Annotated in this window: 15 protein-coding genes; all 15 read right to left on the bottom strand. The window is 69.0% G+C overall.

Going from position 1 to position 17,646, the window contains the following annotated elements:
- Positions 1-2 precede the first annotated feature (2 nt).
- Positions 3-1,205 carry a type II secretion system inner membrane protein GspF gene (gspF, locus tag Q0812_RS03965; RefSeq protein WP_302108990.1) on the bottom strand — a complete coding sequence of 401 codons (1,203 nt, stop codon included), beginning with the start codon at positions 1,203-1,205 and terminating at the stop codon, positions 3-5.
- A complete protein-coding gene (gene gspE, locus Q0812_RS03960) occupies positions 1,192-2,673 on the bottom strand; it encodes a type II secretion system ATPase GspE (protein WP_302108989.1) in 1,482 nt (493 codons plus the stop codon). Before gspE ends, gspF begins: the two co-directional genes overlap by 14 nt.
- Entirely contained in the window at positions 2,673-4,667 is a 1,995-nt protein-coding gene (gene gspD / locus Q0812_RS03955) for a type II secretion system secretin GspD (protein ID WP_302108988.1), read from the bottom strand. Before gspD ends, gspE begins: the two co-directional genes overlap by 1 nt.
- Entirely contained in the window at positions 4,664-5,518 is an 855-nt protein-coding gene (locus Q0812_RS03950; protein ID WP_302108987.1) for a type II secretion system protein N, read from the bottom strand. Before Q0812_RS03950 ends, gspD begins: the two co-directional genes overlap by 4 nt.
- Positions 5,519-5,642: 124 nt before the next feature.
- The gene (locus tag Q0812_RS03945) at positions 5,643-8,276 is read right to left on the bottom strand and encodes a TonB-dependent receptor domain-containing protein (RefSeq protein WP_302108986.1); all 2,634 of its coding nucleotides are present in this window, start codon (positions 8,274-8,276) and stop codon (positions 5,643-5,645) included.
- Between the two features lie 96 nt (positions 8,277-8,372).
- Positions 8,373-9,836, bottom strand: coding sequence for a hypothetical protein (locus tag Q0812_RS03940; protein WP_302108985.1), 1,464 nt, complete (start codon positions 9,834-9,836; stop codon positions 8,373-8,375).
- Positions 9,837-10,017: 181 nt separating this feature from the next.
- Positions 10,018-10,614, bottom strand: coding sequence for a recombinase family protein (locus Q0812_RS03935; RefSeq protein WP_302108984.1), 597 nt, complete (start codon positions 10,612-10,614; stop codon positions 10,018-10,020).
- A 111-nt stretch (positions 10,615-10,725) separates the two neighbouring features.
- Positions 10,726-11,376, bottom strand: a complete 651-nt coding sequence (gene hisIE / locus Q0812_RS03930) for a bifunctional phosphoribosyl-AMP cyclohydrolase/phosphoribosyl-ATP diphosphatase HisIE (protein WP_302108983.1) — start codon at positions 11,374-11,376, stop codon at positions 10,726-10,728.
- On the bottom strand, positions 11,352-12,119 hold the full coding sequence (gene hisF, locus Q0812_RS03925; protein ID WP_302108982.1) for an imidazole glycerol phosphate synthase subunit HisF: 768 nt from the start codon (positions 12,117-12,119) through the stop codon (positions 11,352-11,354). The genes hisIE and hisF overlap by 25 nt, the downstream gene beginning before the upstream one ends.
- Positions 12,109-12,837, bottom strand: coding sequence for a 1-(5-phosphoribosyl)-5-[(5-phosphoribosylamino)methylideneamino]imidazole-4-carboxamide isomerase (hisA, locus tag Q0812_RS03920; RefSeq protein WP_302108981.1), 729 nt, complete (start codon positions 12,835-12,837; stop codon positions 12,109-12,111). The genes hisF and hisA overlap by 11 nt, the downstream gene beginning before the upstream one ends.
- A complete protein-coding gene (gene hisH, locus Q0812_RS03915) occupies positions 12,831-13,427 on the bottom strand; it encodes an imidazole glycerol phosphate synthase subunit HisH (protein ID WP_302108980.1) in 597 nt (198 codons plus the stop codon). The genes hisA and hisH overlap by 7 nt, the downstream gene beginning before the upstream one ends.
- On the bottom strand, positions 13,424-15,070 hold the full coding sequence (hisC, locus tag Q0812_RS03910; RefSeq protein WP_302108979.1) for a histidinol-phosphate transaminase: 1,647 nt from the start codon (positions 15,068-15,070) through the stop codon (positions 13,424-13,426). The genes hisH and hisC overlap by 4 nt, the downstream gene beginning before the upstream one ends.
- Positions 15,067-16,368, bottom strand: coding sequence for a histidinol dehydrogenase (hisD, locus tag Q0812_RS03905; protein WP_302108978.1), 1,302 nt, complete (start codon positions 16,366-16,368; stop codon positions 15,067-15,069). The genes hisC and hisD overlap by 4 nt, the downstream gene beginning before the upstream one ends.
- Before the next feature lie 6 nt (positions 16,369-16,374).
- Complete coding sequence (gene hisG / locus Q0812_RS03900; RefSeq protein WP_302108977.1) at positions 16,375-17,265, bottom strand: ATP phosphoribosyltransferase; 891 nt, start codon at positions 17,263-17,265, stop codon at positions 16,375-16,377.
- Between the two features lie 8 nt (positions 17,266-17,273).
- A complete protein-coding gene (locus Q0812_RS03895; protein ID WP_302108976.1) occupies positions 17,274-17,573 on the bottom strand; it encodes a YerC/YecD family TrpR-related protein in 300 nt (99 codons plus the stop codon).
- Positions 17,574-17,646: the final 73 nt, after the last annotated feature.

The raw sequence follows: 17,646 nt of genomic DNA, 5'->3' as shown, positions 1-17,646 counted from the left end.
TCCTAGCCGACGGCCAGGGTGTTGATCTGGAGAATCGGCAGCAGGATCGACAGCACGATCACGGCGACGACGCCGCCCATGACGACGATGATGATGGGCTCCAACAGGCTGAGAGCCGCCGCCGTGAAGGCATTGAATTCCCGATCGAGGTAGTCGGCTGATCGTTCGAGCATGGGCTCCAGGCGACCGGAGGATTCACCGCTGGCTGTCATGTGCACCAGCAGGGGCGGAAAGACGCCGGCGCGGCGCATGGCTGACGACAGGCCGCCGCCTTCGCGGATCGCGGCGGCCATCTGTTCCGTGGCCTGACGCAAGACGGCGTTGCGCACCGTGGGGGACACGGCGGTCAGGCCCTCAACCACAGGCAAACCGGACGCCAGCATGGTGGCCAGGGTCCGCGCCAGACGGGCGGCATGAAGGTCGCGGATCAGCCGGCCCACGACGGGCAGCCTCAGCACCCAGCGGTCAAACCTCAGCCGGTTCTCGGCCTTCCTGAGCCAATGGGCGAAGAGAGCCCCTGCCCCCAACAGCGTCAGGGCGATCAGCCAGCCCCAGTGACGCATCAGGTCCGAGGCGCCGATGACCAGCCGCGTCAGCAGCGGCAGGGCCTGGCCCATGCTTTCGAACTGGTCGACCACCTTGGGCACGACGAAGATCATCAGGGCGGCCACCACCACCAGCGCCACCACGGTCAGGGCGATGGGATAGACCAGAGCCGTCAGCACCTTGGCCTTCACCTGCTGCTCGGTCTCCAGGAGATCGGCCAGGCGCTCCAGGATCATCGGCAGCGCGCCCGAGCTTTCGCCGGCCGCCACCATGGCGCGGTAGAGCGTCGGCCAGGCCCGACCCGTGCGGCCCATGGCGTCGGCCAGCCTGCGACCCTCCAGGACGCCGGCGTGGGTCTGCTCCAGCACCTGACGCAGCTTGGGCTTCTCGGCCTGGGCGGCAAGGGTGCGCAGGGACTCCTCGAGCGGCGCCACGGCGATCAGGGTGGCCAATTGGCGTGTGACCAGCGCCAGGTCACGCCCTCCAATCGCTCCTGCGCGCTTGGCCTTGGGCGCGGCCTTCGAGGCGGGCGTCACCCGCATCGCGGCCAGCCGCCGCCGGGCCAGCAGGGCTCGGGCCTCGGCTTCGTTCGCGGCCGTCAAGGCGCCGGCCCGCGTCCGCCCTGCGGCGTCTACGGCGATGTAGTCAAAGCTCGCCATGGTCATCGTCCTGGGCGCCGCGGCGGGTGACGCGCAGCGCCTCCTCGACCGTGGTCAGCCCCTCGGCGACTGCGGCTCGCCCGGCCTCGCTCAGCCCGCCTATCGGCGTCAGGGCCGCCTTGACGATCTCGCCTTCATCGGCGCCCGAGGCGATCAGGCCGCGCACGGCCTCGTCCACATAGACCGCCTCATAGAGGCCGATCCGCCCCTGATAGCCCGTGTTGCGGCAGACGCCGCAGCCAGCCGCATGGCCGATTGGGAAGCCCTTGCGCAGGCCCAGCAGCTTCGCTTCTGCAGGCGTGGCGGGCGCGGTGCGGACGCACTCAGGGCACAGGCGGCGCACCAGCCTCTGAGCGAGGATCAACCTCAGCGTCGAAGCCAGCAGGAACGGTTCGACCCCCATGTCCCGAAGGCGAGTCACGGCGCCGGCGGCGTCGTTGGTGTGAACGGTCGACAGGACCAGATGGCCGGTCAGAGCGGCCTGAACCGCGATCTGAGCCGTCTCCACGTCCCGAATTTCACCCACCATGACCACGTCTGGATCCTGGCGAAGGATGGCGCGCAGGCCCGCGGCGAAGGTCATGCCGACCTTGGCGTTGACCTGGGTCTGTCCGACGCCGTCGACGGCGTACTCCACCGGGTCCTCGATGGTCAGGATATTGCGCCGCCCGTCGTTAAGGCGCGCCAGGGCTGCGTAGAGAGTCGTGGTCTTGCCCGAACCGGTTGGCCCGGTGACCAGGATGACGCCATTGGGTTCATCCAGCGCCCGGCGGATGTGCGCCAGGGTCTCGGGTCCCATACCCAGCTCATCCAGGGAAAGATCGGCCTGCGCCTTGTCGAGCACGCGCATGACCACCCGCTCGCCGGCGCGCGAAGGCAGGGTCGAGACGCGCACGTCCACGGTCTTGCCGCCCAGGGCCACGGCGATGCGCCCATCCTGAGGCTTGCGGCGTTCGGCGATGTCCAACCGGGCCATGACCTTGACCCGTGACACCACCAGAGGCGCGAGGCGCGCGGGCAGGGTCAGCGTCTCGCGCAGCACGCCGTCGATGCGCATGCGCACCACCAGCCGCGTTTCATAGGGTTCGATATGAATGTCCGAGGCGCCGGACCGGACCGCTTCGGCCATGAGGCCGTTGATCAGGCGGATGATGGGCGCGTCATCCTGGGCGTCCAATAGGTCGTCCACCGCCGGCATCTCGTCCGTCAGGCCGAACCTGTCGTCCAGGCCCTCGAGCGGCGCGTCGGAAAGGCCGCCGTCCGCATAGACCTCGGAGAGCCGTCGGTCGAAGGCCGCCGGCGCCAGCGGCTCCACCTTCAGGGCGCGGCCCAGGGCCCGACGAACCTCAAGCAACGCCGAGGCGTCGGCGCCTTCGCGCAATCCCACGCGGGCCGGTTCGGCCCAGTCCAGCAGGACGACGCCGCGGCTCTTGGCGAAGCCATAGGCGATGCGGGGCGCGGCTTGCATCAGGGCGCTCGCGGCGGCTGGGCCTGAAGCGCCTCGCGCACCAGACGCTCAAGGCTGCTCTGGCCTTGCGGATCAGCGGCGCGCTGGGCGCCGGTCATGAGCTCGAATGGGCGCGCCGTCACGGCCTGGGCCTGACCCGCGTCGCTGATGATCGTCGGGCGCAGGAACACCATCAGGTTGGTGCGCTGGTTCGATCGGCCGTTGCTGCGGAAAAGGGCCCCCACGCCGGGAATGTTCGACAGCCCCGGAATACCTTGCGTCGAAACGCGTTCGTTCTGATCCAGCAGGCCGCCCAGCACGATGATGTCGCCGTCGTCGGCAAGGACCGTGGTGGCCACCTCGCGCTTGTTGAAAATCAGTTCCTGATAGTCCTCGCTGATCGGCCCTGCGACCGACGACACCTCGACGCGCAGGGCCAGGGTGACCCCTCCTCCGGCGTTGATCTGGGGCGTCACCTCGAGCTGGACGCCGACGTTGCGGCGCTCAATCGTGCGGAAGGGATTGGAGTTGGAGTCGCCGAGCACCTCGCCCGTCGAGACCGGCACCTCCTGGCCGCCCAGGAAGCGGGCCTGTTGGTTGTCCAGCGCCATAACCGACGGGGTCGACAGGATGTTCGAGGCCGTATCCTCGCGCACCGCGTTCAGTATGGCGCCGAAGAGCACGCCGTTGCTGTTCTGCCCGCCCACGCCCAGCGTCACCCCGGTGGCGCTTTGCAGACTGCGCAACGCGTTCTGGCGCAAGGTATTCAGCAAAGCCGAATCCTCATCCAGGTCGTCGTCGGCGATCAGGGGCGCGGCCAGGCTGAGCAGGTTCGGCGCCATGTTCGAGTAGTTGGTCGCGGTGAACGGAACCGTGCCGTTCTCGCCGCCGCCGATCATGTACTGCAGGCCCAGTTGGCGCGCCGCCGTGTCCGACACCTCCACGACGATGGCTTCGACCAGCACCTGCTGGCGGCGGGTATCCAGCTGGCGCACCACCTCGGCGAGCACACGCTGGGTTTCGGGACTGGCGGCGATGATCAGCGCGTTGGCGCCGGGATAGCGCGTGATGGAAACCGGCTGCCCGCCGAGAGCCAGGCCCGGAGCGGCCGGACTCTGGGACGCGTTCGAGGTTTGGGTGACGGCTGGCTGGCCGGCGTTGCGGGCGGCGGCCTCGACCGCACCCGGCTGTTGACCCACCAGTTGTTGCAGCACGGCCGCCAGCTGGCCGGCGTCGGCGTGCTGCAGATGGATAACCCGGATGTCGCCGCTGGCCCCGGCGCGTCCGTCCAGATCCTGGATCAAGGTCTCGGCCCGCGCGATCAGGCCCGGCGCGCCTCGCAGCACCACCGTGTTGGAGGAGGCCACGGGCGTCACGGTCAGCAGCGACGAGCCGCCCTCGGCGTCGCTGGCCAGCCCCAGCACGCGCGTCACCGTCTCGGCCATCTCGCGTGCGGAGGTGTTGACCAGGCTGACGGTGCGAAGATCAGCGCGATCCTCGTCAAGCTGGTTCAGGATCGACGAGATGCGCGCCAGGTTGTCGGCATAGTCGGCCACCACCAGTGCATTGCCTTCCGGGGCCGGCAGCACCTGACCCTCAGGCGAGACCAGCGGCCGCAGGATTTCGGCGGCGGCGGCGGCGTCCACGCTCGACAGCCGGAAAACGCGGGTCGAGAACCCCTGCGCCGAGCCGGGCATTTGGGCGGCGCCCTCGGCTGGCGAAATGCGCCAGGCGCCGGACCCTGCCGGCGTGACCACGAGGCCATTGGCGCGCAGGGTCTGCACGAACACCGACAGCAGCTCGTTGCGGGACAGGGGTTGGGCGCTCACCACCGTGACGGCGCCGCTGACGCGCGGGTCGACGATGAAGGTACGCCCCGTCACGCGCGAGATGTCCTGGACCACCGCCCGGATGTCCGCGTTCTGATAGTTCAACACCTGGTTCTGGGCGTGGGCGGCGGGCGGGGCCGAGAGCAGACTCAGGATCAGGACCAGGGCGACGGCGAGACGGGTCATTGGGGGCTCGCTGGCAGCTGGACGGTCAGGGACTGACCGCCGCGTTCAAGGGTGAGTTCAGCCTGGGGCGCGCGCATCATCTCGGCCTGGAGCTCCGCCAGGCTTTCCTGGGTGACGGGCTGGCCGTTCACCGCGGTGATGACGTCGCCAGGCTCCAGTCCCGCCCGGCGCAGGGCGGCCGCGGCCCCGCCGCGGGCCTGGAGGGTCATGCCGCTGAGGCGGCCGTCGGTGCGACGCGGGGTCAGGCTGAGCTGGCGCATCAGTGCGGACCGATCGGCTGTAGCGGCGACGTTCGCGACAGTCGCCGACGGCGTACTGGTCTGGGGGGCCGCGTTCGGTGCGGCCGCGGCGACCGAAGGCTCGAAGGCGATCAGCATCACCCGCCCCCCCGCGCGCAGGGTGGCGCTCTCGCCGGTGACGGACTGGAGAATGACGCCCGGCGCTGCTTCCTCGCCGGTGCGCACGGCGCGCTGCTGCCCGTCCGGACCCGCAATGATGGCGGACCCTCGGCCCCCGCCTTCTGTTCGAACGCCGAAGAGGCGAAAGCCCTGGGCGCCAGCGCCTTCAGACGGCGCTGTGACGTCAACCGCAGGGGCGTCCCGGCCGGTTCGATAGAAGGGGTCGAAGCGCCCGAGAACCGAGACATCGGCAGCATCCGGGCCTGTGGGACGGATAGACGCCGCCATGGGAGCGGGGTCCCCCGCAAGCATCCAGATCAGCGCGGCCGCCGGTCCCGCTAGCGCCACCGCCAGCACGGCCTCCGTCGCCCCGAGGATCGCCCGCGGACGAGCCGCGAGCCGCCTGAGGACGGCCGTTGGCTGGACGCTGGAGATCAGCGGGACACGGAACATATCGGCTTCGTAGTGTGACGAGACGATCCCGTCCCGCACCGGCCCATGACCTTGGCGTGACAAGCCTGTGACGCCGCTCGCCGACAAGGCGGGCGGGGCGCGAACGCCCCGCCCCCATCGGCCATCAGAAGGCGGTGGACAGGCTGAGCGAGAAGGTCCGGCCCAGGTCGTAGCGGTTGATGTCCACGCGGGTGTTGAGCTCCTGGTACTCCTGGAACTCCGTGCCGAGCAGGTTGCGGATTTCGAAGCCCAGCTTGAACGGGCGATCCATGGCTTCAAACTCGCGACGGTAGGCGAAGTCCAGCATCACGCCCGGCTCCTGGATCAGGTCCGGTTCGCCCGGACGGCCGCGCGCCGAGCTGCGCTCACTGGCGTAGGTCAGCAGCAGGGTGGCCTGCGAGTTGACCACATCGTCCTCCCAGCCGAACTGCAGGTTGAACAGATGCTCGGACTGGCCCTGCAGGCGGTCGCCGTCGTTGAAGAAGTTGGTCGCGGGCTGAGGCATTCCCGCACCCGACAACGGAAAGACTTCGTCGCCCGCCTCGACCCGCAGCTCCGAGCGGGTCAGGGTGTAGTTCGCCTGGACCAGCCAGCGCTTGGCGTCCCAGAAGTCGCCCATCATTGGGCTGTCGAAGTAACGCTTGGCGTCCACTTCGAAGCCATAGAGCACCGCGCGCGGCGCGTTGATGTAGGTCTGCTGGGTGACCGAGCCGGTGTCGTTGATGGCGGCTTCCACCGGGCGGTCGATGTCCTTGTAGAACACGCCGGCGGTCAGGGCCTCGTTAGCCGAGAAGTACCACTCCCAGCGGGCGTCCAGATTGAGCAGCTCGCTGTCCCGCAGGTAGGGGTTGCCAATAAACAGGCGGTCGCTGTCCGGGTCCAGGTACTGCTGGGGCGCCAGTTCGCGGAACTGGGGCCGGCCGATGGTCTTCGACGCGCCCAGGCGCAGCTGCATGTTCTCGGCGAAGTTCCAGGTCAGGGTCGCCGCCGGGAGAACGTAGTCATTGGACAGCTGGGTCGGCGCGAAGGGGGCCGTGCCCCCGAACAGATCGCGCGGTGTGACCGACTGCTCGCCTTCCTCGTAACGCAGGCCCACGGCCGTACGCACCAGCGGGATGATTTCGGCGTCGACCTGACCGTACCAGGCCGTAACCGTCAGGTCCGCGTCGTAGGCCGCAGCGCCGGCGCCGCCGGTCGTTTCGACCAGCTGCAGCAGGCCCGGGCCCTGATTGTAGTCGGCGAACAGATAATCGACGCGCTGGCGCTGGAAAGCGGGCGAGAGTCCGCTGCCCTGGAAGCTGAAAATGCGCTGCTCGGCTTCTCGGGTGTTGTCGTAGGTCTCGGCGCCGACGCTGAACACGGCGTCGCGCGCATCCGACAGCGGCAAGGTGTAGGAGAGGTCGAAGCCCGCAGAGGCCACCTCGTCCGTCAGCTCGCTGAACGAGGTCGAGTTCCGCTGACCCTCGTGATACGGCACGCCCATGTCGTCGATCGAATAGCGGATCGCCTTTTCGTAGGGCGCATCACGCGTCGACTGCGCCCACGACGCTCGCCAGTCGAAATTCCAGTCGCCGAAAACGTGCTCGCCTCGCAGCTGGGTGTCGAACAGCTGGCGCTCGTACCAGGCAGTGTAGTCGTCGCGCACCAGGTTGTTGCCAGGTGCGTCGAAGTCGAAGCCTTCGCGGCTGCGAGTCTCCTTGCTGGTGCGGCGGACCCACAGATTGGTCCACTGGACCACGTGATCGCCGGTTTCGTAGCTAAGTCCGAACAGGCCGTTCCAGCCCACATTGTTCTCGGTCGACATGAAGTCGTAGCTGCGCGTCGCGATGAGGTCTCCGGCGTCGATGCGGCCTTCGCCCTGGACGCCGTTGCGCGTGCGCCACTCGTTGGAATAGCTCAGCACGCCGATCAGGCCGAGATAGCCCGGCCCGGCCTGCCAGCTGTTTCCGCCCGCCACGCTGGTGCCGAAGTCCACGGGCGTGTGCTCGTACTGCTGGAGCAGGTTCAGCGGCGCGTTGATGAAGCTCCAACCGATCTCCTGAATGTCCGCGGCCGTGAAGTTGGCGCCCGCGACAACGCGGTTGCCGGTGGCGATGGCTTCGCGCAGCTGACGCGGCATTTCGCGCGTGCCGTCGTCAAAGCCGGTGAAGTCCGTACGCGACCCGTAATAGGTCAGCCCTTCCTGACCCGTGGTCTCGGTGTTGCCGCCGATGCTGACGCTGAGATCGAGGAAGGGTGAAGCGGGCGTGCTCACCGTGTTCAGGTCGATGATGCCGCCGCCGAATTCGCCCGGATAGTTGGGTGAATAGGTCTTCTGGACGGCGACGCTGCTCAGGATGGACGCCGGAAACAGGTCCAGCGGCACCACGCGCTGCAGCGGCTCGGGGCTGGGCAGCGGCGAGCCGTTCAGACGCGCGGCCGAATAGCGCTCGCCCAGACCGCGGACATAGATGAAGCGGCCCTGTGCGATGGACAGGCCGGTCACGCGAGTCAGGGCCTCTGCGGCGTTGGAGTCGCCGGTTCGCGCCAGTTCCTCGGCGCTGACGAAAGACGCGACCTCCGAGGTTTCGCGCATGGGCTGCGGGATGTTGCGGCCCAGGACGACGATCTCGTCAACAGCGGTCGGCCCCGCCGCCTCCACCGGCTCCCCGGCGGGCTGGGTTGTATCCTGGATCATCGCCGCGCGGGCGTGGTGAGGCGCGACGAGCGCGGTCGTGGCGAGCAGCAGGCCGCCGAGCATGGGTGTAAAGCGGGTCATCGAATGCGCCTCTGAAAGGGTCAAGCGTTCAGGCTCCCCGGCCGCCGGCCAGGGACGTGGGGGAGCGGCTCCGACTCCGGAGCCGCTCCCGTCGCATCAGCAGGTCGAGCCAGCGGCCAGACCGCACGTCCAGCCCTGCCACCAGGTGTCGTTCGCATCGCGGACCGCGCCGATGTAGGCGACGTTCTGGAAGAAGGCCGAGTACGGGACCGGGTTCGTCGTCGTGACGCCGGCCTCGTTGGCGCCGTTGATGAACGTGCCCGTCAGGGTCGATGTGCCCGCGGCGTTGTTGTTCGACCCGGCGTTGAAGAAGGTCGAGGAGTCGAGGTCCCCATCAACGCGGAAGGCCGTAGCGCAGGAGAAGAACACGGACTGGAATTCAGGCGCGGCCGTGCCGGTGGCGGCGCTGTCGAGGTCCAGGCAGGCGCCCGAGCCGCCGAGCGAAGTGACCACCGAGTTCAGCAGGGTCAGGTCCGACCCCGAGTTGACCACGATGGCGTCGCTGCCGCTGCTGCGCTTGACGATGGTGGCGTTGGCGATCCGCGGATGGGAGCGCAGTGCCGGCTGGCCGCCGCCGTCGACGACGCCCGCCGAGCTCATTTCGAACGCGCGGTCGCCGCCGTTGGCCCGCTGGACCACCAGGACGAACTGGGCCGCACCCTGCCAGCCCGTGTCGGTGTCCAGGCTGTCATCGTCGTTGCCGGTCAGGACGATGTGGTCCAGGTTCACGCGGCCGCCGAAAATTTCGATGCCGTCGTCAGAGCTGTTGTGGACCTGCACGTGATTGACGGTCGTGCCCGAACCGATACCGGCCAGGGTGATGCCGTTCAGCTCGTTGCCCGGCAGCACCTCGAAGCCAGAGTGCTGGACCCGCACATAGCGCAGACGACCCGAGTTATCAGCCGGGGTCGCGCCGCCGTAGAAGGCGTTGGTGCCCTCGACCTGGGCGGTGCAGCCGATGTTCGGAGGCGTCAGGCCGCCCGGGCAGGCGGCGATGGGCGCGCGGCCCAGGATCACGATGCCGCCCCACTGGCCGATCGAGTCGACGCCCGTCGCGCCTTCAATGCTCTGGCGGCTGGTGAAGACGATCGGGCTGGTCGAGGTGCCCTCGGCGAAGATCTGCGAGCCGCGGTTGACGACTAGGAAGTCGGCGCCGCTCGAACCGAAGATGCGCACGCCGGCCTCGATGGTCAGGATGCCCTGCTGAGCGCCCGCGGTCGGATTGTTGGGATCGGCGCCCCGGTCATCGCCCACGTCCGTGCGGCCGCCCAGCGAATAGACCGTGCCGGCGCGAAGCGGCACCACCAGATTGCCTGTGACCTTGGCCGGCAGTTGGCAGACGCGCAGGTTGTTCAAAACACCCACGTTCGAGAAGCCGGTCGGGCAGTCAGCCGCGGCGCCGCCGCCGGTGCCGCCCCCCCCGCCAGTGCCGCCGCCGGTGCCGCCGCCGCCGAAGCCGTCTTCGCCGGGCGACGCGACTTCAGCCGAGCCGCAAGCCGACAGAGTCAGCATGGCGGCCCCGGCCAGGGCCAGGAACTTGAAACGGGACGCGCTGGTCATTTTGATCTCCACCGATGGGTCTGGTCGCGGGCGGACGACCGGAACCCCCTGCGGATCCCGTGGCTCTGCCCACCTCGGCGGGCTTGCTAGCGGCGGCAGACGACAGCGGATTGTCGGAACGGCGACAGGGACCGATTTGAATCCGTCAAGGCTTTGTCATGTGACAATGCCTTGAAACCTTTCAGCCCTCGTCGCGCAGCGCTGAACGGCGCCCGATGGCGCGCCACACCACATCGGGAGGCACACGGAAGATCAGGCTGATGGTTCGAAGAGATTGCCCTTCGTCAAACAGACGCCGCGCATGCTTGGCCTGAACCTCGCTCAATGTCTCCGAACGGCCTGATCTGCCAGGCGTATTCGGCGCATTGCGGTGATTGGCCGAGAAGGTGGACAGCAGGGTCAGCGCCTCGATCAGGACGGGTTCCGGCGCCAGAGTGACGGGGGGAGAATCCGGTTCGGCGACCCTGATCTCCACCCCCAGCTCCAGCAGACCTCGAAGGGTCCTGAGCGTGTCGGGCACATTGCGCCGCAGCGTATCGAGACCCGGCAGATAGAGGGTCTGCCCCGCTCTCAGTTCCAGGAGAACGCGATCGACCTGTGGCCTCGCCGCCGCACCAGCAGGCGCCTCCACGGCCATGCCGTCGAAGCCGGCGGCAGCAAGACGCGCGCGCTGGCTGGCGACGGAGTCTTCATCCGCGGCACAGACCAACCCTATGGCGGTTGAAGGCGCGACGGCGGCGCGGACGGGGTCTTCACTCTGAGATGCGGTCTCGGCCATGAGAGCATGGCTAAGGCGCGCCCGCGAAGGATGCTCGACGGTCACGCGAAACTTGTGTGTCGGGATTTCTAAGCCTCTGCGACGGACCGGGCCCGCACGATGGGCGGACCCTCAGGACGGGGCTGGCCGGACCGTGCGACGCCTTAGCTCGTCCGTCACGGCCTCAAACGTCATGTCACGCGCGCACAGCAACACCTGGAGGTGAAAAAGCAGATCAGCCGCCTCTTCGACGAGGCGCCGATCCGCGCCGGCGACCCCGGCAAGGGCGACTTCGACGCCCTCCTCACCCACCTTCTGGGCGATCCGCATCGGTCCCTCGGCCAGCAGACGCGCGGTATAGCTGGCGCTTTCATCGCCGCCCCGGCGCGATGCGATGATCTGTTCCAAACGCGCCAGCCAGCCGAGACCGGGCGCGTTCTCCTCGCCGAAGCAGCTGGTCAGGCCCTCATGACAGGTCGGGCCTGCTGGTCGCACGCTCACCAGCAGGCTGTCGGCGTCGCAGTCGGCGAGCACTTCGACCAAGCGCAGTCGATTTCCCGAGCTCTCGCCCTTCCGCCATCGCGCCTGGCGGCTGCGCGACCAGAAGGTCGCCTCACCGCTTTCGAGGGTTTCGGCGAGCGCGTCGCGGTTCATCCAGGCCTGCATCAACACCTGGAGCGTGGCGGCGTCCTGCACAACGGCGGGCAGCAGGCCGTCGGCGCTCTTGTCCCAGTCGAGGCGGTCGAGATCGGCCGGGGTCAGAGGCGTACGGGGATGTGCCATCGGGCCAGCCTTTGCTTGAGGTCGGGAACGGTAAGCTTGCGGGAATGGAACACGCTGGCGGCTAGGGCGCCGGAGACATCCGCCTGGTCGAAGACGTCGCGGAAATGCTCGGCCGAGCCCGCGCCGCCCGAGGCGATCAGCGGGATGCTCAGACGGCTTCGGGCGGCCTGAAGCTGTTCGATGTCGTAGCCCTGGCGGACCCCGTCGCGGTCCATGCAGTTGAGGACGATCTCGCCGGCGCCGCGGGATTGCGCCTCAGCGATCCAATCAAGCGTCAGGCGGCCCGCATCCTTCTGGCGCGAGGGGTCGCCCGTGTACTGGCGCACTCGCCATTGGCCCTCGACCTGCTCGCTGTCGACGCCGACGACAACGCATTGCGAGCCCGCGACCTGGGCGATCTCCTCAGTGAGATCGGGACGTTCCAGGGCGGGCGAGTTGATCGAGACCTTGTCGGCCCCGGCCGTCAGGCAGGCCAGGGCATGATCGAGCGTGCGGATGCCGCCCGCCACGCAGAAGGGGATGTCGATCACGCGCGCCACAGCCTCGATCCAGCCGAGCTCCGGGCCGCGGCCCTCCGGGCTGGCGGTGATATCGTAGAAGACCAGTTCGTCGGCGCCCTCGGCCGAATAGGCGTGCGCCATCTCCACCGGATCGCCCACGTCGATGTGATCCCGGAAGCGAACGCCCTTCACGACCCGGCCGCCGCGCACGTCCAGGCAGGGGATGATCCGCCTAGCCAGCAAGGAGCGCCTCCTCGAGCGTGAAGCGGCCCTCGTAGAGCGCGCGGCCGACGATCGCACCGGTGGCGCCGACGGCCTTCAGGGCCGCGAGGTCGGCCAACGACGAGACGCCGCCCGAGGCCTGGTAGGCGAGGTCCGGAGCCCGGCGCACGATCTCGGCGGCAAGGTCGAGGTCCGGGCCCTCCAGGGCGCCGTCGCGCGAGATTTCGGTGACCAGCACGTGCTTCGGTCGGCCCGCCGACAGCCTGTGCAGCGCCTGCCACAGGGAAAGGCCCGAGCCCTTGGTCCAGCCGTCGGTGGCGACCATGGGCGCCCCCTCCATCATCCGCACGTCGAGCGCCAGCGTCAGCCGCTCGGCTCCGAACCGGTCGAGCCATTCGATCACCGTGTCGGGCTGTCGAACCGCCAGGCTGCCGACCACCACACGCTCGGCTCCGGCGTCGAGCAGTCGGGCGACGTCGTCGGCCCTGCGCACGCCGCCGCCGGTCTGGATACGCACCCGAGCGGCCGCGGCCAGGCGCGCGATCAGGTCGTGCTGACGTGGCTCTCCAGCCTCGGCGCCGTCGAGATCGACGATGTGGACCCACTCGGCGCCCGCGGCCTCGAAGGCCGCCAGCCGCGCCAGCGGATCGGCGTCGTAGCGGGTGACCGCATCGAAGCGCCCGTGCAGCAGCCGCACGCACTCGCCCGCGCGCAGGTCGATGGCCGGGTAGATCAGCATGGCAGGTCCAGGAAGTTGCGCAGGATCCGCGCGCCGACGGGCCCCGACCGCTCCGGGTGGAACTGGCAGCCCCACGCGTTGCCGCGCCGAACGACTGCCGAGAAAGGCTCGCCGTAGGTGCAGCTCGCCACCGTGTCCGCTGTGACCGGCGCGGCGTAGCCGTGCACGAAATAGGCGTAGGTGCCGTCCTCGACGCCCTCCAGCAAGGGATCGTCCGCGCGCTTCGACAGCCGGTTCCAACCCATGTGCGGTGATGGCCGTTCGGGCGAAGGCCTCAGCCGGCGCACGGTCCCAGCCAGCCGCCCTAGGCCAGGCGCTCCGCCTTCCTCGCTGCGCTCGAACAGCATCTGCATGCCCAGGCAGACGCCCAGCAGCGGCCGATTAAAGGCGTGCAGGACTTCCGTGAGACCAAGGGCCTCGATCCGTTCGGCGGCGAAGCCGGCCGCGCCCACGCCGGGGAACACCAGCTGCTCCGCATCGGCGATGCAGGCCGCGTCGGCGGACAGCCGCGGGCGTGCGCCCAGCCGCTCCAGCGCCCACACCATGGAGGCCGTGTTGCCCACGCCAATGTCCACGACGACCAGACTCACAGCACGCCCTTGGTCGAAGGGACATCGCCGCCCTCCAGCCGGATGGCCTGGCGCAGCGCCCGGCCGAAGGCCTTGAAGCAGGCCTCGGTCTTGTGGTGGTCGTCCTCGCCCGTGACCCGAACGTGGATCGCCGCGCCCAGGCTGTCGGCCAGCGAGCGGAAGACGTGCGGCGTGAGCGCCGTCGGATAGTCGCCGATGCGGTCGGTCGCGAACTGGCCCTCGAACCGGCAGAAGGGTCGCGCCGACAGGTCCAGGCTGACCGCCGCCTCCGCGTCATCCATGGGCGTGACGAAGCCGTAGCGGCCGATGCCTCGGCGGTCGCCGAGCGCGGCCTTGAGGGCCGCGCCGAGGGCCAGGGCGCAGTCCTCCACCGTATGATGCGGGTCGGTCTCGAGGTCGCCTTCGCAGTCGAGGATGAGCGAGATACAAGCATGGGCGGCGATCTGGTCCAGCATGTGGTCGTAGAAACCCACCCCTGTCCGCACCCGCCGCGGCGCGGCCTGATCCAGGTCAATAGCCACCGCGATCCGCGTCTCGCGAGTGTCGCGGCTGATGTCGGCCCGGCGTCCGGGCGGACGGGGCGCTCCCACGCCCAGGGCGGCCAGGACGAGGTCGTTCTCCTCGGGCGTTCCAACGCTCAGCCTGAGCGCGCCCGGCGAGACTTGCGGGCGGGGGCGCACCTTGATCCCGCTCGCATTCAGCCTGGCGGCCAGCGCCTCTGGCGTGTCCGTATCCAGCAGCAGGAAGTTGCCGCCCCCCTCGTGCACCGCCGTCAACAGCCCGGAGTCCGTCAACCGCTCTGCAAGCCGGCGCCGCTCTGTCGTCAGACGGCTAATCCGCGCCTCGACCACCGGCTGACGCGAAGGCGCCAGCGCCAGTTCCGCCGCCCTGATGCAGGGCCCCGGGAGGGGATAGGGCGGCAAGGTCCGGCCGGCCATCTCCAGCACCTCTGGATCGCCGATCAGGGCCCCTACCCTCGCACCGGCGAGCCCGTAGGCCTTGGACAGCGTCCGCAGGACCAGAAGGTTGGGCAGCGCCTCGGACAGCGGGGCAGCGCTGCCGCTTTCCGAAAACTCCAGATAGGCCTCGTCGACCAGGACCAATGTGTCCGGCAGCGCCTTCGCCAAGGCGCGGATGTCGGCGACGGGCGTGACGGTTCCGGTCGGGTTGTTCGGCGTACAGAGGAAGACCAGCTTGACCGCGCCGTCCTCCCGCACGGCGGCGATGGCCGTCTCCGCGTCGAAACTGAAGTCTGGTCCCAGCGGCCTCTCGATCACCCGAACGCCGTTCATACGAGCGAAGTGAGCATAGGCGCCGAAGGTGGGCGGCCGCACCAGGACGGCGTCCTCGCCTGGCCGGCAAAAGGCGCGAATGAGAACGTCGATGGCGTCATCACCTCCGCGGGTCAGCAGCAACCTCTCGGCGGCGACACCGTAAATGGCGGCCATGCGGCGCCTGAGGGACTCGGGTCGCGGATCTGGATACCGGTTCAGGTCCTGAGCCAACGGCCCGTCGATCAGCGGGGGAAAGGGGTTCTCGTTGGCGTCGAGCCGCACAGCCGCGGGACAGCCCCGGTCAGACAGCTCGAACCGGGGCAGATTGCGGATCTCGGGTCGCGCGAGACGCTCAGCCAGGCTGGTCATGGCGTCAGGCGCTCCCAGCGCAAGTCCGCTGCGAGGGCATGAGCCTCCAGCCCCTCCAGTCGCGCCAGTCGCGCTGCGGCGGCGGCCGCCCTGGCCATGGCCTCCGGCCTCACGCGCTGAACGGCGAAGCTCTTCATGAAGGACGCCGTCGTCACGCCGGAGAAGGCGCGGGCGGCGCCATCCGTGGGCAGGACGTGGCTGGGCCCGGCCAGATAATCGCCAAAGGTCTCGGCCGCGCGCGCGCCGGCGAAAACGACGCCCGCGTTGCGGATGAGGGCGATCCAGTTGTCGGGATCCCGCACCTGAAGAGAGAGGTGCTCGGGAGCATAGGCGTTGGCGATATCGATGGCCTGAGCCACGTCCCTGCACAGGATAAGGGCGCCGCTTTGCAGGGCTTGGCCCGCGATCTCGGCGCGCGGCAGCGATCGCAGTCGGCGAGCGATGGCCTCCTGCGTTGCCCGGGCCAGGACCGGATCGGGAGTCGCCAAGACCACCTGGGCGTCAGCGTCATGCTCGGCCTGACCCAGGAGATCCGCAGCCACGAGCTCAGCATCGGCGCCGTCGTCGGCCACCACCATCAGTTCGCTGGGGCCTGCGGGAAGGTCGATGGCGGGGCCGCCGGGTTCGGCGCTTACCTGACGCTTGGCCTCGGCGACCCACGCGTTGCCGGGACCGAAGATTTTGTCCGCCCGGGGAAGACCGGCGCCGAAGGCCAGCGCCCCGATCGCCTGGGCGCCGCCCACCAGCCAGATGGCTTCGAGTCCAGCTTCTCGCGCCGCCAACACCATCAGCGGATCGACGGACCCGTCGCGGTTCGGCGGAGTCACGACGATCCTGTCGGTCACGCCCGCGGCCCTCGCTGGAAGTGCCAGCATGAGAAGCGTTGAAAACAGCGGCGCCGTTCCGCCAGGCACGTACAGCCCCACCCGCTCGAGCGGGCGCCAGACCCGACGGCTGAGGATGCCTGGAAGGGCTTCGACCTCCTGTCCGTCAACCGGACGGTCGGCCTCATGAAAGCGCCGTATAGCGCCGGCCGCCATCGACAGGGCGGCCCTGTCCTCGACCGATGCCGAACCGGCCGCCTCAGCGACACGCGCCTCGCTGATGTCGATCCGCCGCATCGGCGCCCCATCGAGTCGCAGGGACCAGTCGCCGACCGCGTCGGCGCCTCTCGCGCGGATGTCGGCCAGGATTTCGGCCACCTTGGCGGTGACCTCTGGCTGTCTTGCCTGCGTCGGGCGCAGCAGGGCCCTCTCACGGTCCTCGGACGAGGCCGCGTTCCAATCGATCAATCGCATCTGGGCCTACATCATCATCTTCTCGATCGGCAGGACGAGGATGGCGGAAGCGCCCGCCCCCTTCAGACCTTCCAGGGTCTCCCAGAAGACGTTCTCCTGGCAGACAGCGTGCACCGCGACGGCGTCGTTCGCCCCCGCCAGCGGTGTGATGGTCGGCGCGCCGGCGCCCGGCAGCAGCCGCGTGATGCGATCCAGCGAACTGCGCGGAGCGTTCAGCATGATGTACTTGGCGCCCTGGGCCGCCACGACGCCCCGCAGCCGGTCCGTCAGCACGTCCGCCAGATGCTGGTGGGCTTCCGGCGGCCCGCCGGGGGCCCGCACGAGCACGGCCTCGCTTTCCAACACCGTCTCGACCGCCTTCAGGCCGTTGGCCTCAAGCGTCGCTCCGGTGGACACCAGATCGCAGATGGCGTGGGCCACCTTCAGGCGGGGCGCGACCTCAACGGCGCCGTGCAGTTCGACCACCTCCGCCTCGATATTCCGCTCGCGCAGCCAGGACTGGAGCACGCCCGGATAGGAGGTGGCGATACGCCTGCCCGCCAAAGCCTCAGGGCCCTGCCAGGTCGCCTCCGCCGGCGCCGCGATCTTCAGGGCGCAGCGCCCAAACCCCAGCCGCATCACAACCTCTGGCCTCGGGCCGTTGCGCCGCGCCGCATGCTCCTCGAGCACGTTCAGCCCGATGACGCCCAGATCGCAGACCCCATCGGCCACAAAGGTCGTAATGTCGTCGTCGCGCACGCGCAGGACGTCGATCGGGTGGTTTTCAATCCGGTAGAGCAGGTCGTTGGCGCCCTTCATGACGCGCAGGCCCGCTTCCCGCATCAGATCAAGGCTGCGTTCGGCCAGCCGCCCGTTCTTCTGAACGGCGATGCGAAGGCGGTTCTCGGGGACAGACACGGAACCACTCACTTTCCGGTTCCCTTCAACCGGTCGAGCGCGCGGCGGTAGCCTTGGAAGGGCATCTCCCTCAGGAACCGCGCCACACGGACCACGGTCGTGGTGCTGGCCCCGGCCTGTTCTGCGATCTGGCGATAGGACAGCTCGCCTTGGTCCAACAGCCGCGCCACCTCCAGCCGCTCGATGAAGGCGCGAACCTCGGAAGGCGTACACAGGTCTGCCAGAAAGTCGCGCACCTCCGCTGGAGTTTCTAGCGAGAGGATTGCGGCGTGCAGCCGCGCCTCGGCAGAGGAAAGATCGGTCGTCATGCGTGCCGCTGTATTACTACGTTGAAACGCTGTCAACGCCTTTTCGGCAATCCCGCTGGCTCAGCCCTACGCC

This window comes from Peiella sedimenti, assembly GCF_030504955.1.
In the GTDB taxonomy this organism is placed as follows: domain Bacteria; phylum Pseudomonadota; class Alphaproteobacteria; order Caulobacterales; family Caulobacteraceae; genus Brevundimonas; species Brevundimonas sedimenti.
This window is presented reverse-complemented; position numbering and strand designations above follow the sequence as displayed.